Origin of the sequence: Aequorivita lipolytica (assembly GCF_007997135.1) — a bacterium.
In the GTDB taxonomy this organism is placed as follows: domain Bacteria; phylum Bacteroidota; class Bacteroidia; order Flavobacteriales; family Flavobacteriaceae; genus Aequorivita; species Aequorivita lipolytica.
The window spans coordinates 30,289-55,949 of record NZ_VORU01000013.1 but is presented as its reverse complement, the minus strand read 5'-3'; the positions used below and the strand labels follow the sequence as shown (position 1 = coordinate 55,949).

27 protein-coding genes are annotated in these 25,661 nt (G+C 36.4%); 9 read left to right on the top strand and 18 right to left on the bottom strand.

Translation table 11 applies throughout. The features are described from left to right. Positions 1-3: 3 nt before the first annotated feature. The 4 genes from ESV24_RS13220 to ESV24_RS13205 form a co-directional block, all read right to left on the bottom strand. Positions 4-591 carry a tRNA (guanine-N1)-methyltransferase gene (locus ESV24_RS13220; RefSeq protein ID WP_111816829.1) on the bottom strand — a complete coding sequence of 196 codons (588 nt, stop codon included), beginning with the start codon at positions 589-591 and terminating at the stop codon, positions 4-6. A 127-nt stretch (positions 592-718) separates the two neighbouring features. Then, the gene (locus tag ESV24_RS13215; protein WP_111816830.1) at positions 719-2,023 is read right to left on the bottom strand and encodes a cryptochrome/photolyase family protein; all 1,305 of its coding nucleotides are present in this window, start codon (positions 2,021-2,023) and stop codon (positions 719-721) included. 3 nt (positions 2,024-2,026) lie between these two features. Then, on the bottom strand, positions 2,027-2,722 hold the full coding sequence (locus ESV24_RS13210; RefSeq protein WP_111816831.1) for an SDR family NAD(P)-dependent oxidoreductase: 696 nt from the start codon (positions 2,720-2,722) through the stop codon (positions 2,027-2,029). A gap of 16 nt (positions 2,723-2,738) precedes the next feature. Continuing rightward, entirely contained in the window at positions 2,739-3,200 is a 462-nt protein-coding gene (locus ESV24_RS13205) for an SRPBCC family protein (protein WP_111816832.1), read from the bottom strand. A gap of 334 nt (positions 3,201-3,534) precedes the next feature. On the opposite strand from ESV24_RS13205, the gene ESV24_RS13200 reads away from it, so the two are divergent. Further along, entirely contained in the window at positions 3,535-4,380 is an 846-nt protein-coding gene (locus ESV24_RS13200) for a DUF2911 domain-containing protein (RefSeq protein ID WP_111816833.1), read from the top strand. A 51-nt stretch (positions 4,381-4,431) separates the two neighbouring features. Here the strand turns inward: ESV24_RS13200 and ESV24_RS13195 are convergent, their stop codons facing one another. From ESV24_RS13195 to ESV24_RS13165, 7 genes are all read right to left on the bottom strand, one after another. Continuing rightward, positions 4,432-4,872, bottom strand: a complete 441-nt coding sequence (locus tag ESV24_RS13195) for a hypothetical protein (RefSeq protein WP_111816834.1) — start codon at positions 4,870-4,872, stop codon at positions 4,432-4,434. Next, the gene (locus ESV24_RS13190; protein ID WP_111816835.1) at positions 4,869-5,369 is read right to left on the bottom strand and encodes a hypothetical protein; all 501 of its coding nucleotides are present in this window, start codon (positions 5,367-5,369) and stop codon (positions 4,869-4,871) included. The genes ESV24_RS13195 and ESV24_RS13190 overlap by 4 nt, the downstream gene beginning before the upstream one ends. Positions 5,370-5,466: 97 nt before the next feature. Beyond that, on the bottom strand, positions 5,467-6,030 hold the full coding sequence (locus ESV24_RS13185; RefSeq protein WP_111816836.1) for an RNA polymerase sigma factor: 564 nt from the start codon (positions 6,028-6,030) through the stop codon (positions 5,467-5,469). A gap of 99 nt (positions 6,031-6,129) precedes the next feature. After that, a complete protein-coding gene (locus ESV24_RS13180; protein ID WP_111816837.1) occupies positions 6,130-7,956 on the bottom strand; it encodes an ABC transporter ATP-binding protein in 1,827 nt (608 codons plus the stop codon). After that, positions 7,956-9,671, bottom strand: a complete 1,716-nt coding sequence (locus ESV24_RS13175; RefSeq protein ID WP_111816838.1) for a phospho-sugar mutase — start codon at positions 9,669-9,671, stop codon at positions 7,956-7,958. Before ESV24_RS13175 ends, ESV24_RS13180 begins: the two co-directional genes overlap by 1 nt. Positions 9,672-9,710: 39 nt before the next feature. After that, positions 9,711-10,664: a glycosyltransferase family 2 protein gene (locus tag ESV24_RS13170; RefSeq protein ID WP_111816839.1), complete on the bottom strand. Its 954-nt coding sequence runs from the start codon at positions 10,662-10,664 to the stop codon at positions 9,711-9,713. Between the two features lie 3 nt (positions 10,665-10,667). Beyond that, positions 10,668-11,210 (bottom strand): DUF4199 domain-containing protein, encoded by a 543-nt coding sequence (locus tag ESV24_RS13165; RefSeq protein WP_111816840.1) that lies wholly within the window; start codon positions 11,208-11,210, stop codon positions 10,668-10,670. A 189-nt stretch (positions 11,211-11,399) separates the two neighbouring features. Here ESV24_RS13165 and ESV24_RS13160 point away from each other — a divergent pair, with 189 nt between their 5' ends. Further along, on the top strand, positions 11,400-11,681 hold the full coding sequence (locus ESV24_RS13160; RefSeq protein ID WP_111816841.1) for a type B 50S ribosomal protein L31: 282 nt from the start codon (positions 11,400-11,402) through the stop codon (positions 11,679-11,681). Between the two features lie 88 nt (positions 11,682-11,769). Further along, positions 11,770-12,945, top strand: coding sequence for a GlmU family protein (locus tag ESV24_RS13155; RefSeq protein ID WP_111816842.1), 1,176 nt, complete (start codon positions 11,770-11,772; stop codon positions 12,943-12,945). On the opposite strand, the gene ESV24_RS13150 is transcribed toward ESV24_RS13155, so the two are convergent. Then, positions 12,942-13,223 (bottom strand): hypothetical protein, encoded by a 282-nt coding sequence (locus tag ESV24_RS13150; RefSeq protein ID WP_111816843.1) that lies wholly within the window; start codon positions 13,221-13,223, stop codon positions 12,942-12,944. The two genes, ESV24_RS13155 and ESV24_RS13150, sit on opposite strands and share 4 nt — an antisense overlap. Positions 13,224-13,246: 23 nt before the next feature. Continuing rightward, complete coding sequence (locus tag ESV24_RS13145; protein ID WP_111816844.1) at positions 13,247-14,866, bottom strand: ABC transporter substrate-binding protein; 1,620 nt, start codon at positions 14,864-14,866, stop codon at positions 13,247-13,249. A gap of 146 nt (positions 14,867-15,012) precedes the next feature. Between ESV24_RS13145 and mtaB the strand changes: the two genes are divergently transcribed. Next, entirely contained in the window at positions 15,013-16,344 is a 1,332-nt protein-coding gene (gene mtaB, locus ESV24_RS13140; RefSeq protein WP_111816845.1) for a tRNA (N(6)-L-threonylcarbamoyladenosine(37)-C(2))-methylthiotransferase MtaB, read from the top strand. Here the strand turns inward: mtaB and ESV24_RS13135 are convergent. Further along, positions 16,341-16,640, bottom strand: coding sequence for a GNAT family N-acetyltransferase (locus tag ESV24_RS13135; protein ID WP_062620971.1), 300 nt, complete (start codon positions 16,638-16,640; stop codon positions 16,341-16,343). The two genes, mtaB and ESV24_RS13135, sit on opposite strands and share 4 nt — an antisense overlap. Before the next feature lie 248 nt (positions 16,641-16,888). On the opposite strand from ESV24_RS13135, the gene ESV24_RS13130 reads away from it, so the two are divergent. Both ESV24_RS13130 and ESV24_RS13125 read left to right on the top strand, forming a co-directional pair. Next, on the top strand, positions 16,889-17,548 hold the full coding sequence (locus ESV24_RS13130; RefSeq protein ID WP_111816846.1) for an alpha/beta hydrolase: 660 nt from the start codon (positions 16,889-16,891) through the stop codon (positions 17,546-17,548). Positions 17,549-17,607: 59 nt separating this feature from the next. After that, positions 17,608-18,528: a lytic transglycosylase domain-containing protein gene (locus ESV24_RS13125; protein ID WP_111816847.1), complete on the top strand. Its 921-nt coding sequence runs from the start codon at positions 17,608-17,610 to the stop codon at positions 18,526-18,528. A 43-nt stretch (positions 18,529-18,571) separates the two neighbouring features. Here the strand turns inward: ESV24_RS13125 and ESV24_RS13120 are convergent, their stop codons facing one another. Both ESV24_RS13120 and ESV24_RS13115 read right to left on the bottom strand, forming a co-directional pair. Then, a complete protein-coding gene (locus ESV24_RS13120; protein ID WP_111816848.1) occupies positions 18,572-19,273 on the bottom strand; it encodes a TlpA family protein disulfide reductase in 702 nt (233 codons plus the stop codon). A 119-nt stretch (positions 19,274-19,392) separates the two neighbouring features. After that, positions 19,393-19,959, bottom strand: coding sequence for a DUF2892 domain-containing protein (locus tag ESV24_RS13115; protein WP_111816849.1), 567 nt, complete (start codon positions 19,957-19,959; stop codon positions 19,393-19,395). A gap of 277 nt (positions 19,960-20,236) precedes the next feature. Here ESV24_RS13115 and rpmH point away from each other — a divergent pair, with 277 nt between their 5' ends. From rpmH to ESV24_RS13100, 3 genes are all read left to right on the top strand, one after another. Beyond that, positions 20,237-20,398, top strand: coding sequence for a 50S ribosomal protein L34 (rpmH, locus tag ESV24_RS13110; RefSeq protein ID WP_068760675.1), 162 nt, complete (start codon positions 20,237-20,239; stop codon positions 20,396-20,398). 101 nt (positions 20,399-20,499) lie between these two features. Further along, on the top strand, positions 20,500-23,352 hold the full coding sequence (gene carB, locus ESV24_RS13105; protein ID WP_111816850.1) for a carbamoyl-phosphate synthase large subunit: 2,853 nt from the start codon (positions 20,500-20,502) through the stop codon (positions 23,350-23,352). Between the two features lie 77 nt (positions 23,353-23,429). Next, entirely contained in the window at positions 23,430-24,014 is a 585-nt protein-coding gene (locus ESV24_RS13100; protein WP_111816851.1) for a T9SS type A sorting domain-containing protein, read from the top strand. A 13-nt stretch (positions 24,015-24,027) separates the two neighbouring features. On the opposite strand, the gene ESV24_RS13095 is transcribed toward ESV24_RS13100, so the two are convergent. Beyond that, a complete protein-coding gene (locus ESV24_RS13095; RefSeq protein WP_111816852.1) occupies positions 24,028-24,396 on the bottom strand; it encodes a 6-phosphogluconate dehydrogenase in 369 nt (122 codons plus the stop codon). A 31-nt stretch (positions 24,397-24,427) separates the two neighbouring features. Continuing rightward, entirely contained in the window at positions 24,428-25,642 is a 1,215-nt protein-coding gene (locus tag ESV24_RS13090) for an outer membrane beta-barrel protein (RefSeq protein ID WP_111816853.1), read from the bottom strand. Positions 25,643-25,661 lie beyond the last annotated feature (19 nt).

The window sequence follows — 25,661 nt, the reverse complement described above, 5'->3', positions numbered from 1 at the left end:
AAGTTAAGCTTTTCGATTCTTATTAATCTCGTCCTGTAGTTTTCTACGAAGCTTTTGTTCGCGCTCCAAACTGTTTCTGCGGTAATCTTCAAGTTCAATTTCCATTTCAGCCATTTTCAATTGGGTCTCGTTTGTAATTTTGTGGCTGTTCAAAAACCTGTAGAATAAAAATCCGCTTATCAATAACAAAATCAGGATTATACCCCACATTATTGTATTGTAAGTGGCTTTGGAAGTAAGTATTCCGAAAATCGATATACCATCTTCCTTTTCTTTTGAAGTGGCGAGATTTTGCTTTGTATTTGTTAAACCCTGACGAAGCGAATCAACTTCATTTTTCTGCTGTACTAGTTCAGTTTCCTGACTTTTAATTTTTTTCTCCAAAGAAGAAACGGAATCTAAAATATTTCGTTTTAAAGTAACGAGTTGCGTCTTCTTAACGACCTTAAATTCTTGGTAACTATTGCTTTTATCAAAAGCATCAATCATTTGATTGTTTAATGTATTTTTTTCAACTTGAATAGAATCCTGCGCGTTAGCGTTCAGGGTAAGTAGAAATAAAGGAAAGGTAAGTAATAAAATCTTCTTCATGGTTTCAGGTTTGTTGCGATGCTTTATTTAACTGTGCAAGAGTAGCAAAATTGTGCTGAATGGCATAAAATTCCTATCGCTTTACGTTTTTTTTAACAAATATGAATTCCTGAAAAAAATAATAATATTACGAAACGGCTCTTTTATAAACCTGCAGACAGCGCTCTCTAGCTTCTTTATGGTCTACCATTTTTTCGGGATAATTGCTCGTTCCAAATTCAGGAACATGTTTTTTGATATACTTATGGTCCTTGTCAAACTTTTCAATCTGAGTTGTTGGATTGAAAATCCTGAAATACGGCGCTGCGTCAACACCACTGCCGGCAGCCCATTGCCAGTTGCCAACGTTGCTTGACATTTCGTAATCCAGAAGTTTTTCAGCAAAATAAGCCTCGCCCCAACGCCAGTCTATTAAAAGATGTTTGCATAAAAAGCTCGCAACCAACATTCTTACGCGGTTGTGCATATAGCCAGTTTCATTCAGTTGACGCATTCCGGCATCAACTAAGGGATAACCTGTTTTGCCTTCTTTCCACTTTTTGAATTCAGTTTCGTTATTCCGCCATTCAATTCTATCGTATTTCTTTTTGAAGGCGTTGTTAACAGTTTCAGGGAAATGCCAAAGGATTTGCATAAAAAACTCGCGCCAAATTAATTCCTGCCAAAACACCTCATTCTTTTCTGCAGTGGCTTTTTTAATCATCTTCCGAATGCTTACGGTACCGAAACGAAGATGTGGTCCCAAATGCGAAGTTGCATCCTCTGCTGGAACATTTCTTCTGTTTTCATATTCCTGAATGGTTGTTGGCGTAACATCATATTCCGGAATTTCTATTTTAGATTTTGTGAAACCTATATCGCTTAATGTAAGATTTGGGAGCCGAGAATTTTGATATAGATTTTTTAAAAATTCATTGGTGTAATAAATCTTTTCATCATATTCTTTTTTGAATTTTGCCTTCCACGTTTTCATAAATGGAGTGTAAACAACGTATGGGTTGCCATCGCTTTTTACAACTTCATCTTTTTCAAAAATTACTTGGTCTTTGAAAGTATAAAACCCGATATTATCTTTTGAAAGTAACTTTTCAATTGTTTCATCGCGCTGCTTTGCATAAGGTTCATAATCGCGGTTTGTAATTACATTTTGAACCGCAAATTCTGTAATTATTTGTTTGAAAACATCTTCCGGTTTTCCGTGGTAGATAGCGATACTGCTGTCGTGTTGCTGCAAGTCATTCCGCATTTTTTGTAGGGTTTCAAAAATAAAAGTGACGCGGGCATCGTCTTTCGGAAGCTCGCTCAATATTTCTGAATCGAAAATAAAGATGGGCAATACTGGAAATTTTCCGTGAAGTGCTTTGTAAAAACCCACATTATCATCCAACCGCAAATCTCTTCGGAACCAAAAAATATTTACTTTTTCTGCCAAAATCTAGTTTGTATTTAAAGTTGAAAGACCGCCATCCACGCCAAAAACTTGGCCTGTTATCCATTTAGATTCATCGCTCAATAGAAATGTAGCCATAGCTGCAATATCTTCTGTAGTTCCAACTTTTTTCAATGGGTGACGCTCTGCCATTTTTTCTTTTTTGGCATCGCTGTTCAATAATTTGGAAGCTAAAGAAGTATCAGTCAAGGATGGGGCAATTACATTTACTCTAAAATTTGGAGCATACTCAGCTGCTAAAGCTTTTGCAAAACCTTCTATGGCTCCCTTGGCGGCAGCCACGCTTGTATGGAAAGGCATTCCTATTTTTACCGCAACCGTACTGAAAAATACCAAGCTAGCTTGCTCTGAATTCTTCAATTTTGGAAGTAAACCGTGTATAACGCGAACCAATGAATTAAAATTAAGTTCCATATCTTCATTAAAAGTTTCGGGACTCATCATTTTGAAAGGTTTTAGGTTTATACTGCCAGGGCAGTAAACCAAACCGTCTATTGTTTCTGGGAGATCTAATTCTGAAATATCATCTTTTAGCACATCAAAAGTATGATGTGTAACTCCTTCTGGAATATTGTCATTGCTTCTGGATGCAATTATTACATTGTGGTTTTCTTTTAATCTAGAAGCGATTGCAGCTCCTATTCCGTAGGAACCGCCTATTAAAATTATGGTTTTTGACATTGTTTAGTTTTTGAAATTATATTTCTCCGAAGAGTTCCATCAATTTATTTTTTCGGTATTCAAATATTTCGTCAAGTTTCGGTTTAACTAAAAAGGGGTGCACCAATTGGCCCAAAAAACCGAAGGGAAGTTTATAATGAAGCAAATCTTCCATTTCAACACCGCCATCGATTTCCTTTATGAAATGTTTGTGATGCCAAAGGGCATAAGGCCCAAAGCGTTGTTCATCTACGAAATATTTTTTATTCTCAACGTGGGTTATCTCTGTTACCCATCGTGTTTTAATTCCTAAAATTGGAGTAACAATATATTCAATGATTTGACCAGAATACATGGTTCTATCGGAGCCGGATTGAATATTAAAACCCATATAATCTGGCGTTATAACTTTTAAGTTTTTTGGATCTGAAAGAAAATCCCAAGCTTGATCAACAGAAATAGGTAAATTTTGTTTGGCGTGCAGTGTATAAATTTTCATTCAGTTTTTATTTGTTCTTATTGAATGTCAATTTTTGATTCATTCGCAATAGCCTATAGGTGTCTGTTTGAGCTACGTTTTTTTGAAATCTCGTTCTAAATATTCTTTTTAAATAGGTTAACATATCTTCATTTTTTCTTTAAAAATACTCTGTTTTACTATATCAAAAAAAGTTTAAACAAAAGATTAACAATTCTTCGGTATTAGTACTATAGTGTTGTTTTTCAACGATTGATCTGTGGACGTTATTTTTGTAATTTAGGGTTTTATTAACTATTTAAAATTTTGCAAACAGTAACTTCGTAAAAATTATAATCACCTTAAAACCATTACAATGAAAAAAAATATTTTACTTTTCACCGCTTTGATGCTAACCGCTGGCATTCAAGCTCAAATTGAAACTCCGCAACCGAGTCCATTTCAAAAAATTGAACAAAAAGTTGGACTAACAGACGTTACTTTAGAATACTCCAGGCCTTCCATGAAAGGAAGGACAATCTTTGGAGGATTGGTTCCTTACGATACCATGTGGCGTACTGGTGCCAACGCAAATTCTAAAATTACATTTAGCGATGACGTTGAAGTAGGAGGTAAAACCTTGAAAGCTGGGTCGTACGCAATATATACTAAACCGGGCGCTTCAAGTTGGGAAATTTATTTTTATGATGATACCACTAACTGGGGTAATCCTGAAAAATGGGATGATAGCAAAGTTGCGGTGCAAGTATCTGCACAGGCTTACCCAATGCCCATGAATGTTGAAACCCTAACAATGACGTTTGATGATTTAAAAAACGATATGGCTACTTTAGGCATACTTTGGGAAAAGACTTACGTTGGCGTACCAATTAAGTTTAATACTGATAAAACGGTAAGTTCAAGCATACAGAGAGTGATGAATGGACCGTCAGCAAATGATTATTACTCTGCGGCAGTTTATTATTTGGAAGCTGGAAAAGATATTAATCAAGCTAAAACTTGGATTGATAAGTCTATTGAAATGAATAAAGACCCAAAATTTTGGCAATTGCGCCAAAAGTCTTTAATTTATGCAAAAGCAGGTGATAAAAAAGGTGCTATTGAGGCAGCTAAAAAGTCAATGGAACTAGCTAAAGCAGCTGACAATAGTGATTATGTAGCCTTAAATGAAAAGTCCTTGAAGGAATGGGGAGCTATGTAATTTGATGATATTGTATAAAAAAGCCTCGAAATTTCGGGGCTTTTTTAGTATCTATTCTTTTCTCTTTTCCTGGTTATGCCGGTATCGACCTAAAAGCTCTCTTTTAAAATCATTCTCAGTTTTTTTCAGGATGATTATTTTTTTTGGAGAAATTACATTCCTTAATTCAGCTGTCATTTGTTTTCTCAATTCCAGTTCTCCGGATTCTATACTTAGATTTTTGTCAATTAGTTCGTTTGCCTCGGCGTCGGTTAAATTATCAAGACCATCTCTTAATTTTTGAAAAATCTCGTTACGTTCCTTTTTCCGAAGGGCGTGAAATTTCTCTTGATAGCGGTTGTATATAGGCCAAAACTTTTCCGCTTCAGCAGAAGTGAGTGCCAGCTTTTCTGTAATATAAGCGGCTTTTAAAGCTCTTATTTTTTCGTGTTTTTTATCCTGGGCTTGCAAGGTTGCAGCTAACAGGAAAAATAATATTGCTAATTTTTTCATTTTTCGTTTGTTATGATTTCTGTATCCAAATTTTCCAAAAGATAATCCTCCAGTGCAGCATCTGTGAATTGTTGCGTGTCAAAATCTAAGTTAGCAATGTCTTCGTCGTCTATAAATGAAGTTACCTCATAAAGATCTAGATTTAAATTGCCTTCCTCAATATAGGTGTCAATTGCGGCCAATTGCAGGGCGTCTAAATTTGAATTATCGGTTTTTTGGTTAAAAATATTGAAACCTATTAAAAGGCAAGCTGCGATTGCTGCGGCATAACCGAAATATTTTCTCGAAAAAAGCGGAATTACTTTCGTGGGTTTTTCTGAAACATTTAATTTTCCAATAACGCTTTCTTCAAATTTGTCGAAATAGTTTTTTGGAACCTTAAAGCCTCTAGATTTCGGAAACTTTTCTTCGGCAATTTTGCTAAAAAGACGTTCCTCAAAAGTTTCGAAATAACCTTTGGGTGTTTTAAAATCAGGTATGTTTTTTTCTTTTTTCACTTTAAATTTTGACTATCAATTTTTTATAAGGTTTTAGCTGTCTTTTTATTTTTTTATTGGACAGATAGAACATCCTAATTAAATATATTGCATTGATCTATATAGAATTAATGGATGTTTCATTCGTCTTTATGAATTCGGTAATTTTTTTTACTGCAATGTGATAACTGCTCTTTAGTCCGCCCACAGATGTTTCAAGTATTTCCGAAAGTTCCTCGAAGGTGTGATCTTCAAAATATTTCATTGTAAAAATCAACTTTTGTCTTTCTGGAAGTGTAGCAATTGCCTTTTGAAACTGAAGCTGTAGCTGGTCGCCTTCAAAATAGATATCGGTTTCTAGTTTTCGTACCGCATTATCACTTAAGTTTTCAATGGAAACATTGTTGTGCTTTGCTTTTTTGTTCAGAAATGTGATGGATTCATTCGCTGCAATCCGGTACATCCACGTATGCAACTTGCTTTCACCCTTAAAGGAATCAATATTTCTAAAAACTTTTATAAAGGTGTTTTGTAGCACGTCATCAGCATCGTCGTGGTCTAAAACGATATTCCGAATCTGCCAATACAACCGTTCCTTATATTGCGAAACAAGTTCCCTAAAGGCGGCCTCTTTGGCTCCCCCGGTTTTCAATGCCGTTAAGAGTTCTTGTTCTTCAACCATTATTGCGCAAGTGGGTATATGACCACAATATTGTAAAAAGGTTTAATCAGCGAAAAAATATTTTCCCACACGGCCGTAGAGACGCACGGCCGTGCGTCTCTACGCAAGTGATTGCATTTCCACCAAACTGTAGTAAACGCCTTTTTTCTCTAAAAGCTCTTGATGCTTGCCCTGTTCCACAATTTTTCCTTTGGAAAGAACCACGATTTTATCTGCATTTTGAATGGTGGAAAGTCGGTGCGCAATAACAATGGAAGTTCTATTCTTCATCATTTTTTCCAAAGCATCCTGCACCAAGCGTTCACTTTCAGTGTCCAATGCAGAAGTTGCTTCGTCCAAAATCATGATCGGCGGGTTTTTCAAAACGGCGCGGGCAATACTTAAGCGCTGTTTTTGGCCGCCGCTCAGTTTGTTTCCACTGTCGCCAATGTTAGTTTCAAAACTTTCGGGAAGATCTTTTATGAATTCATAGGCGTTGCTTATTTCCGCAGCATCCATTAATTCTTCTTCGGAAGCGGTCGGTTTTCCGAGTTTTAAGTTATTCCCGACAGAATCATTAAAAAGAATAGAATCCTGCGATACAATGCCCATCAATCCACGTAGCGATCTTTTTGAAATATCTTTTATATCAACACCGTCAATTTCTATGCTTCCTTCGTTTACATCATAAAAACGTGTCAATAAATTTGCAATCGTACTTTTTCCACTTCCGGATTGGCCAACGAGCGCCACGGTTTTTCCCTTCGGTATTTCCAAAGAAAAATCTTTTAAAACATATTGATCTTCGTATTTAAATGAAATATTTTTAATAGAAATTACAGTATCAAAACCTTCCTTTTGAACTGGATTTTCAATATCGGTGATTGTGTTTTTGGCTTCCAGCAATTCTAAAATACGCTGGGCAGAACCATTAGCGCGTTTCACTGAATAACTTGCTTTTGCGATCGCCTTTGCAGGGGTTAAAATATTATATGCCAGCATAATATAGCCGAGAAAAAAACTAGCGTCCAATGTTTGATCTACAAATACCAGATAACCTCCATAAACCAAGAGAACCCCAATGGTAATGATTCCTAATAATTCGCTCAACGGCGAAGCGAGATTTTGACGGTTTAATACTGTGTTTGAATATTTATAAAAACGCTGGTTACTATCCTCAAATTTTTTCTGGAATAAATTCTCTGCGTGAAAAGCTTTTATAATACGCAGTCCACCCATAGTTTCCTCCAAAATGGAAAGAAAAACACCCTGTTCCTGCTGCACTTTTAAAGAGCCTTTTTTAAGAGATTTTCCAATTTTGGAAATTAAAAAACCCGAAATAGGTAAAAATACAAATACAAAAAGGGTAAGCTTCGGACTTATAAAAAGCATCGTGGCTAATGAAAAAATGATTGTTAACGGCTCACGCACAATCATTTCCAGAACTGAAAGCACTGAATTTTTCACTTCATCAACATCACCGCTAAGGCGGGAAATAGTATCACCTTTTCTTTTCTCAGAATAAAAAGCCAATGGAAATTGGATCACTTTGCTGTAGAGATCGTTTCGAAGATCTTTCAAAACACCGTTCCTTAGAAATGTGGAGTAAAACATGGCCAAATAATTGCTCAAGTTTTTCAGCAGAAATATGGCTATTATTACTCCTATCATAAATAGAAGCACCTTAAAGTCGCCGTACTCATTGATATATTTAACCAAATGGTAGTTGAGGGAATCTTGGATATATGTAGTTAATTTGGTGATGCCTTCATAAACTGGCAGTTTCCCAACTTCACGTTGGTCGCTAAATATAACCTGTAAAACCGGGATCAAAGCGAGAAATGACAACGTGCTGAAAAGGGCATAGAGTATATTGAAAAATATGTTCAGATACGCATACTTTTTATACGGGATGACATAGCGTAGTATTTTTTTGAAATAATTCATTAACTCACGTTTAGTTGTGCGGCGATAGCGTCAATTTTTTTCTGAAGTATGTCTTCAAAATTTTCCTTTTCTAAAGTATTCACGCTAATGTAAAACTTTATTTTCGGTTCCGTTCCGCTAGGCCTTGCGGCAATTTTGCTGCCGTCTTCAGTGTAATAGATTAATACGTTTGATTTTGGTAGATTTAATGGCAAAGTTTCCTGTTTTATAAAATCTGTGGTCTCGTTTTTTGAAATATCATCCATTCTAACCACCTTGCTCCCCGCAATTTCCTTATATGGATTTTCGCGAAGCACTTTCATCATTGCTGAAATTTCTGCAGCGCCCTGTTTTCCTTTTTTTGTGACCGAAATCAAATGTTCACGGTAGTTCCCGAACTGTTCGTAAACATCGTTCAAATATTGGAACATGCTGCTGCTGGAATGTTTTTTTTGCGCTGCAATTTCGCAGGCAAGTAGGGTAGCGGTAACAGCATCTTTATCGCGGACAAAATCGCCAACTAAATAACCGAAGCTTTCTTCGCCGCCGCCAATAAATTCGAGTTCGGGATGGTCCTTTATCATTTTCGCTATCCACTTAAAACCTGTTAGACCTTCAATATATTTTACGTTGAAATGTTCCACAACATTTTCAACCATTGGCGTAGAAACAATAGTTGATGCAACAAACTGTTTTCCATTCAGTTTTCCCGCTTTTTGCCATTGCTTCAAAAGGAAATGCGTCATTAAAACCATTGTTTGGTTTCCGTTGAGCAAGACCATTTCATTTTTATTATTTCGAACGGCAACTCCCAAACGGTCGCAGTCTGGGTCAGTACCAATTACAATGTCTGCATTTTCTTTTTCTGCAAGTTCCAAAGCCATTTTTAGCGCAGCAGGTTCTTCGGGATTGGGTGATTTTACCGTTGGAAAATCACCGTTTGGTTCTGACTGTTCTTCAACAATTAATACATTTTTATACCCAGCCATTTCCAAAACCTTTGGAACCATTGTGATTGAAGTTCCGTGAAGCGAGGTGAAAACAATTTTCAAGTTATCTTTTGCTGCTTGGGAAGTATTGAAAGTTCCGTTTTTAACAGAAGCATTTGCGAATGATTCATCAACTTCGGTATCTATAATTTGAATCAAACTTTCATTAGCTTCAAACTTTATGTCTTCGTATTTCAGTGAATTTATTTCGGCAATAATTTCGCCATCCTGTGGTGGAACCAATTGTCCGCCATCTTCCCAATATACTTTATAACCGTTGTATTCTGGCGGATTGTGTGAGGCTGTTAAAACAATTCCAGCCTTACAATCCAAATGTTTTACTGCGAATGAAAGTTCGGGCGTAGGCCGTAATTCAGAAAAAAGAAAGACTTTTATTCCGTTTGAAGAAAAAACATCGGCTACTACTTTTGCAAACTCTTTACTGTTGTGGCGGCAATCGTACGCAATTGCTACTTTAATTTCTTGGTTTGGGAATTGATCTTTTAAATAATTTGAAAGTCCCTGTGTGTTTTTTCCTAGTGTATATTTATTGATCCTGTTGTCGCCAAGGCCCATAATACCTCGCATTCCACCAGTTCCAAATTCTAAGTTTTTATAAAAACTGTCTTCCAATCCATCGGGATCGTAAGCTATCATTTCTTTAATATCGTGTTGGGTTTTTTCGTCAAAAAAAGGAGTTAGCCATTGGTTAACGCGGGCTAAAATTTTTGGATCTACGTAAATCATTCGCTTAAATTAATTTGCAAAAATAAAGATTCTCTGCGGTTAATCTTTGAAGTTTCGTCGTTCTTTAATGATGTAGTTTCGGGAGTCTTTTTTACTTCTCAATATTAATTCTCCCAAAAAACCTGCGAGAAAAAGTTGGGTTCCCAAGATCATTGCCGTAAGTGCTATAAAAAATTCTGGGCGAGCGGTGATTAGTCTTGCGGATGGATTTATAAATAACTTGTCAATGCCCAAATACAGAGCGAAGCAAAAGCCCACAAAGAGCATAAATGCGCCCCAGGCGCCAAAAAGGTGCATTGGCCGTTTTCCAAAAGTTGATAAAAACCAGATCGTTATCAAATCTAAAAAACCACGAATGAATCGTTCTGCGCCAAATTTGGTTGTTCCATATTTTCGGGCTTGGTGCAAAACAGGTTTTTCTGAAATTTTGCTAAAACCTGCATTTTTTGCCAAAACTGGAATGTAACGGTGCATTTCGCCAGTTACTTCAATTGTTTTTACAACGTCTTTTTTGTAAGCTTTCAGCCCGCAATTAAAGTCGTGTAGTTTTACACCCGAAGTTTTTCGTGCAGCGTAATTGAACAGTTTAGAAGGTAAATTTTTACTTATTACAGAATCGTAACGCTTCTTTTTCCAACCTGAAACAAGGTCGAAGCCTTCTTCGATAATCATTTTATAAAGCGCTGGGATTTCTTCGGGATTGTCCTGCAAGTCGGCATCCATTGTGATAATCACATCGCCTTCCGCCATTGAAAAGCCAGCGTGTAAGGCTTGCGATTTTCCGTAGTTCTTTTGAAAACGGATTCCTTTAACTGCAGGATTTTCTTTGGAAAGGCTTTCAATTATTTTCCAAGACTTATCGGTACTGCCATCGTCAATAAAGATGAGCTCGTATAAAAAACCATTGGATTGCATAACGGATGCAATCCAACGGTAAAGTTCATTTAGCGATTCTTCTTCGTTTAGAAGAGGTATAACGATGGAAATATTCATCAATTAGTTTAACGGGTTTGGATTTTTTGTTTTGAAAATAAGTGCGACCAGCAATCCTATTACGCTCATAAATGCAAGGCTGAAAATATAATTTTTGAGCTGAGTACCAATTGCGAAGTTGTCCTGCTCCGCCATTTTTGCCATTTGTTTATCAATCTCTGCTCGTGGTGTGCCTAATTTTTGTAAAAATTCTGCGGTCATTTCCAAGGTTTTTTCTTGCAGAAATGCCGCCATTTCAGGATCAATTATATTGAAAATTAATATACCCACCACGGTACTAATAAATAGTCCAAGGGCAACAGTAATAAAATAAACCGTAAAAGCTTCTTTAAAGCTCATTATTCCGTCGAGTATACCCTTTGCTTTGGCTACCGAAACTATTCCTAAGGCAATAATTATAATAAAACTTATTATACCCACCCACCATTTTGTGAAAAGGTCTGGGTTTAAAACATACATTAATGTGGTCATAAGTGCTAAAACTGCACCTAAGATAAGGCCGTAATTAACTGCAGATTTTTTAATTGAAATAGGTTGGGTTTCCATTTTAAAGTTGATTTTTTTGGTTTGGTCTGTTAGTAAACAAAGATAGCAAAACGTTACATTTGCCAGTGATTTAGCGATGAATTAAAAAAGAGTAAAATATTGTTGCTAATTTCCAATTAATACTTAAATTTGCAAACTCAATTCCGAAAGGTCGGGAATGAATTTTTTTTAATACAAATTATTACAATCATGAGAAAAGGTATCCACCCAGAAAATTTTAGATTAGTTGCTTTTAAGGATATGAGCAATGAAGATGTATTCCTTACTAAATCAACTGCAGATACAAAAGAAACTATCGAGGTAGATGGTGTTGAGTATCCTTTGGTAAAGATGGAGATTTCACGTACTTCGCACCCTTTCTATACTGGAAAAGCAAAACTTATCGATACTGCTGGACGTATTGACAAATTCAAAAACAAATACGACAAGTTTAAAAAACCAGCAGCTAAAGAAGCTAAAACAGAAGAATAATCTTCTTTTTTGTGAAAACATACAAAAGCCTTCGAGAAATCGAGGGCTTTTTTTGTTAGCTTTGAAATTAAATCTAGATGTAAAAACAATGAATTACATTCTCTTCGACGGCAACGTCCGTAACCAGCTTTTGCCATTTACGTTTACTCGGCCAGTGGCAGACATTCGTGTGGGTATTTTGACCATTCGCGAAAAGTGGGAATTTTTTTTAGGGTTCACAACCACGAGCGTCACTGAAGATTACCTTTCCGAAAAATATCCTTTCTTGGAATTGGAGAAGAATATTTTAATAAACGCGTCCTTTCTTCCATCGGAAAATTTAGTAAACATAATTAAAGGGTTGGAAGAAAATCAAGCTATTTTTTTTGATGATGAACCTATTGCTTTTTATACCAAAGAAGGACAGGAAGTAGATTTTGAAACCTTCGATATTATTCAATATGAGCACAAAGATGTCTTACGAATTGAATACAGCTGGGATATCTTTTCAAAAAACGGTGAAGCGATAATCCGCGATTTTGAAATGATTACAAAAGGCAGAGATTCACAGCCAATTCCAAAAGGGATTTGGACAAAAAAACCCGAGAATATTTTTATTGAAGAAGGGGCAACGGTTGAATTTTGCACGCTAAATGCTTCCGAAGGACCTATTTATATAGGTAAAGATGCTGAAATTATGGAGGGTTCTATGGTACGCGGTCCTTTCGCGCTTTGCGAAAATTCTACCTTAAAGATGGGCACCAAAATTTATTCAAACACCACTATTGGCCCACAGAGTAAAGTTGGGGGAGAGGTTAATAACTCTGTAATCTTTGGGTACTCAAACAAAGGTCACGATGGTTTTTTAGGGAATTCAGTTGTTGGGGAATGGTGTAATTTGGGTGCTGACACCAACAATTCCAATTTAAAAAATAACTACGCCGAAGTGCGTCTATGGGATTACGAAACTGAAGGTTTTGCCCGAACAGGCTTACAATTTTGCGGTTTGATGATTGGCGATCACAGCAAGTGCGGCATAAACACTATGTTCAATACAGGAACAGTTGTGGGCGTGAGTGCGAATATCTTTGGAAGTGGATTTCCTCGCAATTTTATTCCGAGTTTTAGTTGGGGGGGAAGCGGAGGTTTCACAACCTATAAAACCGACAAAGCTTTTGAAGTTGCCAAAGTGGTAATGGGCCGAAGAAATATTGAATTTTCAGAAATGGACGCCAAGATATTGGAGCACGTTTTTGAAGAAACAGCGAAGTGGCGGAAAACTTAATTATAAAATAAAAAGTAAATCAATACTCCAATAATTACAAACATTACGCTTCCGAAAACAATAGCTAAGTGTTTTTGGCGCCGTAATTCGTTTTCTTTCAATTTTTGTTTGAAAGCCACGAATTGTGCGGGAGACATTCTTTTATAGTCAACAATTTTTGTGGATGTTCCATATTTCGAAGGAACATCTTTTTCAAAATAACTATTTCGTTTGGCAAGTTGCTTCGCATTGTTGCGAATTGATTGAACCATTGCCGCAGCCGAGCCGCCAAATCCCATATTGTTCTATTAAATTAGTTTGTTTATTTTTCTTTTTTGACTTTTTTCAAGATCAAAAAATTCTGTGGATTAATACCCAGCCCAGAAACTTTTTTATTTACAAAGCGCACTGCCATATCATAAAACAAAGGCACTACTGGAGCTTCCTCAATAATGATGGAATCCATTTTGGTATAAAGTAATTTACGTTTATCAATATCTGAAACGGAAAGCGATTTCGCATAAAGACTATCAAAAGTCTGGTTTTTAAAGTGCATATAATTGGGGCCGTTTGGTGCAAAATTAGGACTATAAAAAAGCGAAAGATAATTTTCGGCATCGGGATAATCTGCAATCCAGCTGGCGCGAAAAATATCTAATTCACCGCTACTTTTCATTTGTCGTAGTGTGGAAGGGGGCATTACATCTATGGTTACAGCAATACCCAATTTTTCAAGTTCGCGCTGAACGTATTCACATAAGTCCAAGTACTGGCTGTTTGTTCCAATTGTTATTTCAGGTTTTGAATCGCCGGTTTCTGTTTTGTATTGTTCAATTAAGTGCTTGGCTTTTTCGGGTTGATAAGTATAACCATCTATTTCATCATAACCAGGCAATCCTTTCGGTATAAAGCCGTGAATGGCGGGAATGCCCATTCCGTTGCGGAGGTAGGTTACCATTTTTACGCGGTCAAAACCATAATTAATTGCTTGTCGCAAGGTTTTGCTTTTTATTTCGGGTGTATTGGCTCCCAGGAAAAACCCGAGATATTCCGTGTTCAAATAAGGCCCCGTAATCATATATGCCAAATCATCATACTTCGGCTGCAATTTTCCGTGGGTGCTTAATAATTCATCTTTGTAGCTGCCATCCAAACCCGAAATAAAGTCGAGTTTTCCCTGAGAGAATTCCAAAAATTCACTTTGTTTGTCTGGCAGAAATGTTATGGCAACGGCCTCCAAATAGGGGAGTTTGTTTCCATTTTTATCTCTTTCGAAGTAAAGCGGGTTTTTTCTGAAAACAAGTTTTACGTTTTCTTCCCACATTTTGAACTGAAATGGTCCAGTACCCACTGGGTTTCTTCGGAATTCGTTACCATAAAATTCCACCGCTTCTATTGGAACAACCGAGCAGTAACGCATAGAAAGTAATCCCAAAAATGCAGGAAATGGTTGTTTTAGCTGAATGGCCAAAGTGCTGTCGTTTACAGCTTTGTAGCTTTCTACATAGTTCATGACCCAGCTACCAGAAGAAGCAACTTTTTCATCCGTTAAACGATTGAAACTATAAACAAAATCTTGGGCAACAACCTTTCGTGTATAACGCGTGGGAGTGTGAAGCGCATCTTGTGCAAAGGCTATATTTTGATGAAAGTAAACGTCGTTTCGAAGGTTAAATGTGTAGGTGTTTGTAGAATCATCTATAACCCAGTTTTTTGCAATATCGGGCTTAATATTTAGAGAATCGTCCAATTGCACCAAACCATTATAAAGTTGGTTATCTGGCCAAATGGCTTGCGGATTACGAGCAAAAGCTGGGTCGAGGGTTGGAATGTTTCCGTGTTCGTTATAACGGAAAACAAGGTGTTCGCGATCTGTTTCTGCGCTTTTTTGGCATGAAAAAAGAGATACAATAAATATTAAAATTAAAGTAGTTCTAAGCATTGAGATTTTTTACCACGAATTCACGAATATATGGCTTTATTGTTTCCATAATGTATGGAAATATCAAAAGTTCTAAAACAAATAGTTCGTGCTTTCGTAGTTATTAGTTTGTATTTTTGCACTTGTTAAATGCCAAAAATACAATAATGAACGCACCAAAAAAAGTCGCTTTTTACACACTCGGTTGTAAACTTAACTTTAGTGAAACTTCTACTATAGCCAGAAATTTTGAAGGTGAAGGTTTTCAGCGTGTCGATTTTTCTGAAAAAGCTGACATTTATGTGATAAACACTTGCAGCGTTACCGATAATGCAGACAAGCGCTTTAAAACTATTGTAAAGCAAGCGCAGAAGGGAAATCCTAATGCTTTTGTTGCGGCAGTAGGATGTTATGCTCAGCTAAAGCCGCACGAGTTGGCGGATGTTGATGGTGTAGACTTAGTTTTGGGGGCAACAGAAAAATTTAAGATTACAGATTATTTAAATGATCTTTCTAAAAATGATTTGGGAGAAGTGCATTCCTGTGAAATTGAGGAAGCCAATTTCTATGTAGGTTCGTATTCCGTTGGTGACCGAACCCGCGCTTTTTTAAAAGTTCAGGACGGATGCGACTATAAGTGTACGTATTGCACCATTCCGCTAGCACGCGGCATTTCACGAAGCGATACTTTGGGTAATGTTTTGAAAAATGCCTCGGAAATTTCGCAACAGGGAATTAAGGAAATCGTGTTAACAGGAGTAAATATTGGAGATTACGGAAAAGGTGAATTCGGGAATAAAAAACACGAGCACACTTTTCTGGAATTGGTAAAAGCTTTGGATGAAGTAGCGGGTATTGAACGGCTTCGTATTTCTTCCATTGAACCCAACCTTTTGAAAAACGAAACCATTGACTTTGTATCAAAATCAAGAACATTCGTGCCGCATTTCCATATTCCGCTGCAGAGTGGAAGCAATGAGATTTTAAAATTAATGCGTCGCCGCTATATGCGTGAGCTTTATACGGAACGTGTTGCAAAGATTCGTGAAGTAATGCCACACGCCTGTATTGGCGTTGATGTAATCGTTGGTTTTCCCGGCGAAACAGATGAGCGCTTTTTGGAAACCTATCAATTTTTAAATGAACTTGACATTTCATATCTGCACGTTTTCACCTATTCCGAAAGGGACAATACAGCTGCTGCGGAAATGGAGGATGTTGTGCCTAAGAAAGTGCGAAGTAAACGCAGTAAAATGCTACGAGGTCTTTCTGCAAAAAAGAGAAGGTTTTTTTACGAGAGCCAATTAGGAACCACCCGCACGGTTCTTTTTGAGGGTGAAAATAAAGAAGGTTACATTCATGGGTTTACGGAAAATTATGTAAAAGTGAAAACTCCGTGGAATCCTGAATTGGTAAATACCTTACAGGAAATTACACTTACTGAAATTGATGAGGATGGTTTGGTTCGGTTTAAAGTAACCGAAACTGCATTGGCCTAAATATTTATACCAACGGGCAATAAATCTTTATACTTTCTACGGTTTTTCCGCATAAAACCAGCAATTTCGGGACTAGTAGGCACCAAGCTGATACCGCGGTTTTTTACTTCTTCAAAAACCGCTTTGATAAATATTTCCCTAAAGCCTTGCTCTTCGAGGTCTTCGGGCATTTCATATTTGGTAAGAAAAATTTTGCGATCCTGTAGGGCGTACTCTATACGCGCCATGTTATCGCCAATTTCAAGTTCGAACTGTCTTAAAAATTCGTTATCTGTAATTTCTACATCTTCAATCATTGGGAGTTGTTTTAAAAATTTGTTCAGCACATTTCATTTTTAGTAAAAGTGTGCGTTGCTTTAAAATAAATAGTTTTTTGTATAAAACTCTTACTTTATATACGGCACTATAAAATGTCTGGTTTGGTTTCAAAGTAAATTATTGGTAGAATTTTCAGTTTTTAAGGAAACTATAGTATAATTTTATCTTTGTACCCGTAAATTTACGAATAATCTTTCGTCTATTCCATTTTCTTCACAAAAGACTTATGAATTCTGATAAAACACACATTTATTTTGTTCCAGGCTTGGCCGCCGGGGGTGAAATTTTTAGGAATATTAAATTTCCAGATAATTATGAAATACATATTCTTGAATGGCTAATTCCTGAAAAAGGCGAAAGTTTGCACGCATATGCCCAGAGAATGGCAGCGAATGTAAAAGAAAAGAACTCAATTTTAGTTGGTGTTTCTTTTGGGGGAGTTGTGGTTCAGGAAATGAATGATATCTTAAAATTGAAAAAATTAATAATCATATCTAGTGTAAAAACAAAAGATGAGCTCCCGCGGCGTATAAAACTTGCTAGTTTAACAAAGGCCTACAAACTTATCCCAACAAGCTTGGTGTTGAGCACCGACGATTTAACAAAATACTCCATTGGACCAAAGAGCAAAAAACGATTATCGCTCTATCAGGAATACCTTCACGTTAGGGACAAGCAATATTTGGATTGGGCGCTTGAAAAAATGATTACTTGGGATCGTAAGGAAAAAGTAGCAAATGTAGTTCACCTTCATGGCGAAAAGGATATTGTCTTTCCTATTAAGAATATAGAAAATTGTCAAGTTATCAAGGGCGGCACACATATTATGATTCTAAACAAAGGGCGTGAAATCTCCCAAAGGCTTTTAGAAATTTTTGAAGAATAGTTTGTGCTTTTTTATTTAAGAGTATTTGAAATAAGTATCTTTATTAAAAATATGAGATTATGAATATGATAGGAAAAATAGGATTGGGTGTTGCAATTTTAGCCGTAAGCGCTATTAGCATTAACGCTGTACAGGATGCCCCAACGGATGCAAATCTAGAAAAAAAATTAGTTAATGATTATAATGTTTACGCATTACCATTGCCAGAAAAAATGGACTTTGCAGGGGAATCGGTTCCACTGAATAACCCAGATATTAGAGAGCGAATGGATCGGGAGCTTTTGGTGAATACCTATTGGCAGTCCAATGGTCTGCTAATTCTTAAACGAGCCAACAAATACTTCCCGATAATAGAGCCATTATTAAAAAAGCACGGCCTGCCGGATGATTTTAAATATTTAGCAGTGGCTGAAAGTGGGCTGGAATATACAAGCTCACCTGCAGGAGCCTCTGGTATTTGGCATTTTATGAAAGGCACCGGATTAGAATATGGCCTAGAAATAAATGATTATGTGGACGAGCGCTACAACCTTGAGAAAGCAACGATGGTCGCAGCGGAGTATTTGAAAAAATCAAAAGAGAAGTTTGGAAGCTGGACTATGGCTGCAGCCTCCTATAACGCGGGAGTGGGTGGAATGAACAAACAGATAAACCGCCAAAAGGAAACCAGTTATTACGATTTGTTGCTAAATAGTGAAACGAGTCGATATGTTTTCAGAATTTTGGCGCTGAAAGAAATAATGAGTAATCCCGAAAAATATGGTTTCAATTTTAGAGAGAAAGATTTGTACACAAACATCCCTACTTTCAAAGTAAAAGTAGATTCACCAATTGAGGACTGGTCAGAGTGGGTAAAACAATATGAAATCAATTATAAGATACTAAAGATTCATAATCCTTGGCTCCGGGATACGTATTTAAAAAATGCTTCGGGAAAGGAATATTTTATTGAAATTCCAGAGAAGGGTTATTATAAGTAAGAATTTAGATGATAATATTGAGGCCCGGAGGAACATTTAATCTTTACGGGTTTCGTTTTGATGCCAAGTGTTCTTTATCTTCATCACTAAAGCTTTTTAGAAGTGATATTCCGTTTAAAAAAGAATTGTAATTAAGCTCAAATGAAATTTCATACTTTTCATTGTAGGGGTGCAATACGCCTCTCCTAACATCAACAATCCGTTTGTTTTCGTCAATAAAAAAGGAAGTGGGAAAACCTAGACTATGCTTCATTATCTCAACTATATGGTCGTTTTTGTTTTCCTTTTCATCAACGTAAATAATGTTAATTTTACTGGAATAGTCGCGAGTTGATTCACGTACGTTTTTTTTGGAGTCCCAAAAAAGTATTACAAAATCGATGTCTTTATAATGTTTTTCTGCAATTTCATTCAACGCGGGAATTTCTCCCACACCTGGCGTACACCACGAAGCATAAGTCATTAGGAAAATAGGTTTATCAAACTTGTAGAGCTCAATTTTTCTTCCAGAACGTTTCCGTACTTTAAAGTTGTCCAAGTAACTGCCGTTTACAACATTGTTTATGAGCGAATCAAATAGAAACTCTGCGCGCTCATAATCCTGCTCTACGTATGCTTTTTGCGAATTTTTCGTGTATTTCTTTATGTTTTTTCCAATCGCCTCAGAGAAAGAAGTGCCTTGCTCAATCTGTGATTGTGCGAAGAAGGAAATTAAAAAAGAAAGGTAAAGTAGTTTTCTACCCATAAGCAAGAGCTTTGAGCAAATATAACTTACTTGGCTGATTTACAGTGAGCTATTCGATTAAAAGTAATTAAAATCGTTCATGCGTAATACAGTAAGAAAAAGACTATTAAAGAAGTAAATTAAAATCTTCTTCCTCCGCGACCGCTGCGTCCAAATTGTTGACGTGGCTGTCCCATTTTTTTCATCTGCTGTTTCATCATTTTTATTTGATCGTCCAGCATATTTTGTTTGTCGAGTTTTTTTGCTTCGATCATAAGTTGTTCTGCCTCGCGCTTTCGGTTTTTTGTCATCGCAATGCCAGCGAGATTTAGTTTTGTCATCGCCATATCTGCAGACATATTTAACCCTAACTTTTCGGCTTTTCTAAAATATTTTTCTGCTTCAACCATGTTGGTTTGCGAAATCATAAGTCCGTTCAGATAGTTATAATAGCCTTCTTGTTTGGGTACTAATGCAGCACTCGGATTTTTAATTTTATCTAGCCATTTTTTTGCGCCCGGAAAATCCTGTTTACGAAGGCGCAGAAATGCCAGTAGAATGATTTCATTTTTAAAATAAAGAAAAACGAAAATCAAAGAAAGCAAAATCAGCATAATGCCGTTACCAATATTTGTCTCAGTAAATTGCCAAACAGCTAAGCCAATTACTAACGCAACCAAAACTAATTTTATATTTTTATTGAACATGAGTCATCTTTAAAATGGTTGCAAAGGTATAAAAACTAAATTCTTTTTGGAAGGTTTTGTTCTCTTCTGAACCACACATTTTTTTTATTGAAAAAGTTGTTTTCTTATTAGCAATGTAAAGATATTTGCAACTCCATTTTTAATAGATGAATTTCGTTTGCATTTTTTTCAAAAAAGGTTTGCCTAAGTAAAAACTTGTTGTATTTTTGCACCCGACTTTTGAGGTAGTACCCAAAGGTTTTAAAAAAGGATATTACAGAAGTTAAAGCATACTATAATGAGCAAAAGAACATTTCAGCCATCAAAAAGAAAGAGAAGAAACAAACACGGTTTTAGAGAGCGTATGGCTTCTGTAAACGGAAGAAAGGTATTAGCTGCCCGTAGAGCGAAAGGCAGAAAAAGACTATCTGTATCTTCTGAAGCCCGTCACAAAAAATAATGTTGATAAGTAATATATAAAAGGTGTTGTTTAACTAAGCAACACCTTTTTTTTATACCCTAGCGCGTCGTAATTTTGCAACACAGAAAAAAATAAAAGAAATGCCAAAAAATCCTTCCATTAAATCTGTACTTATTATAGGCTCCGGCCCCATTGTTATTGGTCAAGCTTGCGAATTTGACTATTCTGGATCTCAATCCTTGCGCTCTTTACGCGAAGATGGAATTGAAACCGTTTTGATTAATAGCAATCCGGCAACCATTATGACAGATCCGTCAATGGCAGACCATATTTACCTTTTGCCGCTTACCACAAAATCAATTATAAAAATCTTAAAAGAGCACCCACAAATTGATGCTGTTCTGCCAACAATGGGTGGACAGACGGCCCTTAACCTATGTATTGAAGCAGATGAAAAGGGGATTTGGAAGGATTTTGGTGTAAAATTAATTGGGGTAGACATTGATGCAATAAACATTACCGAAGACCGCGAAAAATTTAGAGCGTTGATGGAAAAAATTGGCGTAGGTATGGCTCCACAAGCTACTGCAAACTCCTATTTGCAAGGAAAAGAAATTGCACAAGAGTTTGGGTTTCCATTGGTTATTAGAGCGTCCTATACACTTGGTGGCGCAGGTGCTTCCATTGTTTATAAAGAAGAAGACTTTGATGAATTGCTATCGTACGGATTAGAAATTTCACCCATCCACGAGGTAATGATAGACAAAGCGATGATGGGCTGGAAAGAGTATGAGCTTGAACTACTACGAGATAATAACGACAACGTGGTAATTATTTGCGCCATTGAAAATATGGATCCAATGGGTATCCATACGGGCGACTCTATAACGGTTGCTCCAGCAATGACCTTAAGCGACCGTACATATCAAAAAATGCGGGATATGGCAATACATATGATGCGCAGTATCGGTGACTTTGCAGGTGGCTGTAACGTTCAGTTTGCCGTAAGCCCTGATGATGAAGAGAAAATTATTGCAATTGAAATTAACCCACGTGTGTCGCGCTCTTCGGCATTGGCTTCAAAAGCAACTGGGTATCCAATTGCAAAAATAGCTACCAAACTAGCCATTGGTTATAGACTTGATGAGTTGAAAAATCAAATTACTAAGTCAACTTCAGCTTTGTTTGAACCAACTTTAGATTATGTAATTGTAAAAATACCACGTTGGAATTTTGATAAATTTGAAGGATCAGACCGTACTTTGGGTCTTCAAATGAAGTCGGTTGGAGAAGTAATGGGTATTGGCCGCTCTTTTCAGGAAGCGCTTCATAAAGCTACACAATCGCTCGAAATTAAAAGAAACGGAATTGGCGCCGACGGGAAAAGCTACACCAATTACGAACAAATTCTCGATAAACTGAAAAACGCAAGTTGGGATCGCGTTTTTGTTATTTATGATGCTATCCAGATTGGAATTCCGTTGAGCAGAATTCACGAAATCACCAAAATAGATATGTGGTTCCTTCGCCAATATGAAGAACTTTATTTACTGGAAAAAGAAATTTCAAAATATACTTTGGAAACACTTCCGAGGGAATTACTTTTAGAAGCAAAACAAAAAGGATACGGCGATCGCCAGATTGCACATATGCTGAAATGTTTGGAAAGCCAAGTTTACAAAAAACGTGAGGAAATGAACATTCAGCGCGTATATAAATTAGTAGATACCTGTGCTGCCGAATTTAAAGCTGAAACACCCTATTACTACTCAACTTTTGAGAATGAAATGCAGCTTGAGGGAGAAAAGCCTTATTCAGAAAACGATAGCATTGTTACTGCAAAAAAGAAAATAATAGTACTTGGTTCTGGTCCAAACAGAATAGGGCAGGGCATTGAGTTTGATTACTGTTGTGTGCACGGTGTTTTGGCCGCTGCTGAATGCGGTTACGAAACCATAATGATAAACTGTAATCCTGAAACTGTTTCAACAGATTTTGACGTTGCCGACAAACTTTACTTCGAACCCGTTTTTTGGGAACATATTTACGATATAATCCGTCACGAAAAACCCGAAGGTGTTATCGTACAGTTGGGGGGACAAACAGCTTTAAAACTTGCTGAAAAGCTTGACAGATATGGCATAAAGATTATTGGTACAACCTATGAATCTTTAGATTTAGCTGAAGATCGCGGAAGCTTTTCAACGCTTTTAAAAGAAAATAATATTCCCTATCCAGAATTTGGTGTGGCTGAAACCACAGAGGAAGCCTTGGCGCTTGCCGATAAACTTGACTTTCCACTCTTAATTCGCCCTTCCTATGTGTTGGGGGGCCAAGGAATGAAAATCGTTATCAACAAAAAGGAACTGGAAGAGCACGTTGTGGATTTACTTCGCAAAATTCCTAATAATAAATTGTTACTGGATCATTACTTGGACGGTGCAATAGAGGCGGAAGCCGATGCAATCTGTGATGGTGAAAATGTATATATTATAGGAATAATGGAGCACATTGAACCTTGCGGAATTCATTCCGGAGATTCAAACGCAACCTTGCCACCATTCAATATTGGCGAATTTGTGATGCAGCAGATTAAAGATCACACGGTCAAAATTGCAAAGTCACTTAAAACTGTAGGTTTAATCAACGTCCAGTTTGCTATAAAAGATGATATTGTTTACATAATTGAAGCCAATCCACGTGCTTCACGTACTGTTCCATTTATTGCAAAAGCTTATGGAGAACCTTACGTAAACTACGCAACCAAGGTAATGCTAGGCCATAATAAAGTAACCGATTTTGACTTTAATCCAAAATTAGAAGGCTTTGCAATTAAACAACCTGTATTTAGTTTCAATAAATTTCCAAATGTAAATAAGCAATTGGGGCCTGAAATGAAAAGTACCGGTGAGAGTATTTTATTTATTGATAGCCTAAAAGATGATGCATTTTATGATCTTTACGCAAGAAGAAAAATGTACCTGAGCAAATAACACGCTGTATTTACGAATACTGCCGATTTATAGTTAATTTTTTCGTAATTTTGCAATACACTTTATAAACACCTCTTATGATGAAAAAAATTACTTTAATTATTGCCTTTTTTTCAATTACTTCCATATTTTCTCAAACAACGTTCGACCTTAATTGGGCTATTGGTACTAGTGGAACCGCTGCAAGTGTTACGATTGAAACTGGTGACACGGTTAGATGGACATTAACAGATGGATTCTCTCATACGGTAACAAGTATTGCTGGGAGTAGTGTTGAAACCTTTGATAGCGGAACCTTTAGCGGGATTGGATCTCAGTATTCTTTTACTTTTAGTGTGGAAGGTGCTAATGATTATAAGTGTAATTTTCATCCAGGCTCTATGTTTGGAAAAATTACGGTGGAAAGTGGTTTATCGGTTGAAGATAAATTTGTGAAAAATCTTAACTTCTATCCCAATCCGGTGAAAAACGATTTGACTATTTCTTCACTTTACAAGGTAGATAGTTACCAAATATATAATGTTTTGGGAAGCCTAGTTGCTGAGGGAAAAGGAAACGGAAATATAACGCTGGTTGATATGAGCCGCATGAATAGTGGTTTGTATTTTGTAAAGGTTACTTCTAAAAATATGCAAACAACTTTGAAAATTGCAAAAAAATAGTTTTTAAAATTTTTTAATTTCTGTTGAAATGAGGTGAATTTTCAAGCTCAACAGCCGTAATAAAATACTTCGTATCGCCCCAAATTGCAAAAGTTGCAAAACGCTCAACATAAGTTACCATCACATATTTTCCTTGAAATTGCTTAAGGTTTTCAATTACTTCCTGGTTTTTATCCAGTACTGAAAAAGAGAATATCTGCGCTCCGCTAATACCTTGGCTTATCTCACCTTCCCAAGTTTTGATAACTACTCCGCGATGACTAAATTTTATAAGTTCACCTGCACGTGTACCTTCGCTGTAGGGAACAAAATATACAAAAGCAAAGTAAAGCAAGTATATCGCTAAAAGGCTTCCGAGGATAATGAATAGTATTTTTTTCATTCTCTAAAATTAATCAAATTATTGATAGGGACTAGAGAAAATTGAAGCCGGCAATTAATGCAAATGAGTTATATGAAGAATCTATACTATCATAATTTAAGAGCTGGCGAGAAGTATGGTACCTAGCTTCAATGCTGTATCTATTTTTAAATCTAAAACCTACTCCTAAAGCAATTGCCACGTCTGCGTCAACATCCAAATCATAGCCGTTTTCATTACTTGAAACTACTTTAGAATCCATCATCGCTACATCCACTATTATAGCAGCATTAAGAAAAAAAGCGGCGTCTTGATTAACAAACATATAATGACGAGCACCAAGAGGTAACTCTATAGAATTATACTCGGCTGTAATAAGAGTGGTTTTTTTAATTGTAAGAAAATCTACATAAAGAAATTCTTTCTCAGATTTGTAGTTACGGTAGGTTGGTTCTATAAAAATTGACCATTTACCGTTATTGAAAGGCAAAACATATTCTGCTTCAAGCCCAATTCTAATTCCTGTATTAGTGTCAAAATCAATTCTTTCGTCACCTGATTTCAATATAGAAAGTGAACTAAATGTCACGCCGGGACGAAGGGTTAAATTGAACTTAGCCTTTTGTATATTCTTGGTGAAAACGACGGTTTCAGAATTTATACAATTGTTATAATTGGTAATTAATTTAACCAATTTTCCGACTTTATATTCCAGATTTTCAAAGCTACTTTCGTTTAGTTTACTGCAATTTAGGGTTGTGGCAAGTTGCTGTTTATAGCGTTCGTTTACACCTATTTTTGTTGGGGTAGCCAGATATCTTTTGTAGATGAGCTGTTCTATTTCTCCGTCATCCAATTTATAGAAATAACGCTTAATCTTGTCATTTTCAGTATAATAAAGTGATGCTTTTCCTTCTATTAAAGTTTTTAGAAAAAGCGTTTCCTCTTTCATTTCGGGATTACGCACGTCTGTTAAATCATTTATATTATCGTTAGATTGATCTATATTGACTGTAGCTTTTAAGTATTTAAAAGATTGGACTGAGCCAAATTCTATCACATTGTTTAGCGTTCCAGTTTTTATTTCACCGTTCTCCTCGAGTTTGTAATCAAATGTAGTCGGGCTTCCTTTCCAATCTTCATTTTTTATGAGACAATCCACCTTGACTCCATTGGTTTTGATGATATAACCGGGCTCGAATATTGTTTGCGAAAAAACGTTTAAGGTTGAGAATAAAATAGTTAAAAAAAGTAGATTTAGTTTCATAATTAGTGAGGCTTTAAAT

Coding starts and splice junctions, on each gene's coding strand:
- ESV24_RS13220 (WP_111816829.1), bottom strand. CDS start 591: ATGAAGAAGATTTTATTACTTACCTTTCCTTTATTTCTACTTACCCTG.
- ESV24_RS13210 (WP_111816831.1), bottom strand. CDS start 2,722: ATGTCAAAAACCATAATTTTAATAGGCGGTTCCTACGGAATAGGAGCT.
- ESV24_RS13205 (WP_111816832.1), bottom strand. CDS start 3,200: ATGAAAATTTATACACTGCACGCCAAACAAAATTTACCTATTTCTGTT.
- ESV24_RS13200 (WP_111816833.1), top strand. CDS start 3,535: ATGAAAAAAAATATTTTACTTTTCACCGCTTTGATGCTAACCGCTGGC.
- ESV24_RS13195 (WP_111816834.1), bottom strand. CDS start 4,872: ATGAAAAAATTAGCAATATTATTTTTCCTGTTAGCTGCAACCTTGCAA.
- ESV24_RS13185 (WP_111816836.1), bottom strand. CDS start 6,030: ATGGTTGAAGAACAAGAACTCTTAACGGCATTGAAAACCGGGGGAGCC.
- ESV24_RS13180 (WP_111816837.1), bottom strand. CDS start 7,956: ATGAATTATTTCAAAAAAATACTACGCTATGTCATCCCGTATAAAAAG.
- ESV24_RS13175 (WP_111816838.1), bottom strand. CDS start 9,671: ATGATTTACGTAGATCCAAAAATTTTAGCCCGCGTTAACCAATGGCTA.
- ESV24_RS13170 (WP_111816839.1), bottom strand. CDS start 10,664: ATGAATATTTCCATCGTTATACCTCTTCTAAACGAAGAAGAATCGCTA.
- ESV24_RS13165 (WP_111816840.1), bottom strand. CDS start 11,210: ATGGAAACCCAACCTATTTCAATTAAAAAATCTGCAGTTAATTACGGC.
- ESV24_RS13160 (WP_111816841.1), top strand. CDS start 11,400: ATGAGAAAAGGTATCCACCCAGAAAATTTTAGATTAGTTGCTTTTAAG.
- ESV24_RS13155 (WP_111816842.1), top strand. CDS start 11,770: ATGAATTACATTCTCTTCGACGGCAACGTCCGTAACCAGCTTTTGCCA.
- ESV24_RS13150 (WP_111816843.1), bottom strand. CDS start 13,223: ATGGGATTTGGCGGCTCGGCTGCGGCAATGGTTCAATCAATTCGCAAC.
- ESV24_RS13145 (WP_111816844.1), bottom strand. CDS start 14,866: ATGCTTAGAACTACTTTAATTTTAATATTTATTGTATCTCTTTTTTCA.
- mtaB (WP_111816845.1), top strand. CDS start 15,013: ATGAACGCACCAAAAAAAGTCGCTTTTTACACACTCGGTTGTAAACTT.
- ESV24_RS13135 (WP_062620971.1), bottom strand. CDS start 16,640: ATGATTGAAGATGTAGAAATTACAGATAACGAATTTTTAAGACAGTTC.
- ESV24_RS13130 (WP_111816846.1), top strand. CDS start 16,889: ATGAATTCTGATAAAACACACATTTATTTTGTTCCAGGCTTGGCCGCC.
- ESV24_RS13125 (WP_111816847.1), top strand. CDS start 17,608: ATGAATATGATAGGAAAAATAGGATTGGGTGTTGCAATTTTAGCCGTA.
- ESV24_RS13120 (WP_111816848.1), bottom strand. CDS start 19,273: ATGGGTAGAAAACTACTTTACCTTTCTTTTTTAATTTCCTTCTTCGCA.
- ESV24_RS13115 (WP_111816849.1), bottom strand. CDS start 19,959: ATGTTCAATAAAAATATAAAATTAGTTTTGGTTGCGTTAGTAATTGGC.
- rpmH (WP_068760675.1), top strand. CDS start 20,237: ATGAGCAAAAGAACATTTCAGCCATCAAAAAGAAAGAGAAGAAACAAA.
- carB (WP_111816850.1), top strand. CDS start 20,500: ATGCCAAAAAATCCTTCCATTAAATCTGTACTTATTATAGGCTCCGGC.
- ESV24_RS13100 (WP_111816851.1), top strand. CDS start 23,430: ATGATGAAAAAAATTACTTTAATTATTGCCTTTTTTTCAATTACTTCC.
- ESV24_RS13095 (WP_111816852.1), bottom strand. CDS start 24,396: ATGAAAAAAATACTATTCATTATCCTCGGAAGCCTTTTAGCGATATAC.
- ESV24_RS13090 (WP_111816853.1), bottom strand. CDS start 25,642: ATGAAACTAAATCTACTTTTTTTAACTATTTTATTCTCAACCTTAAAC.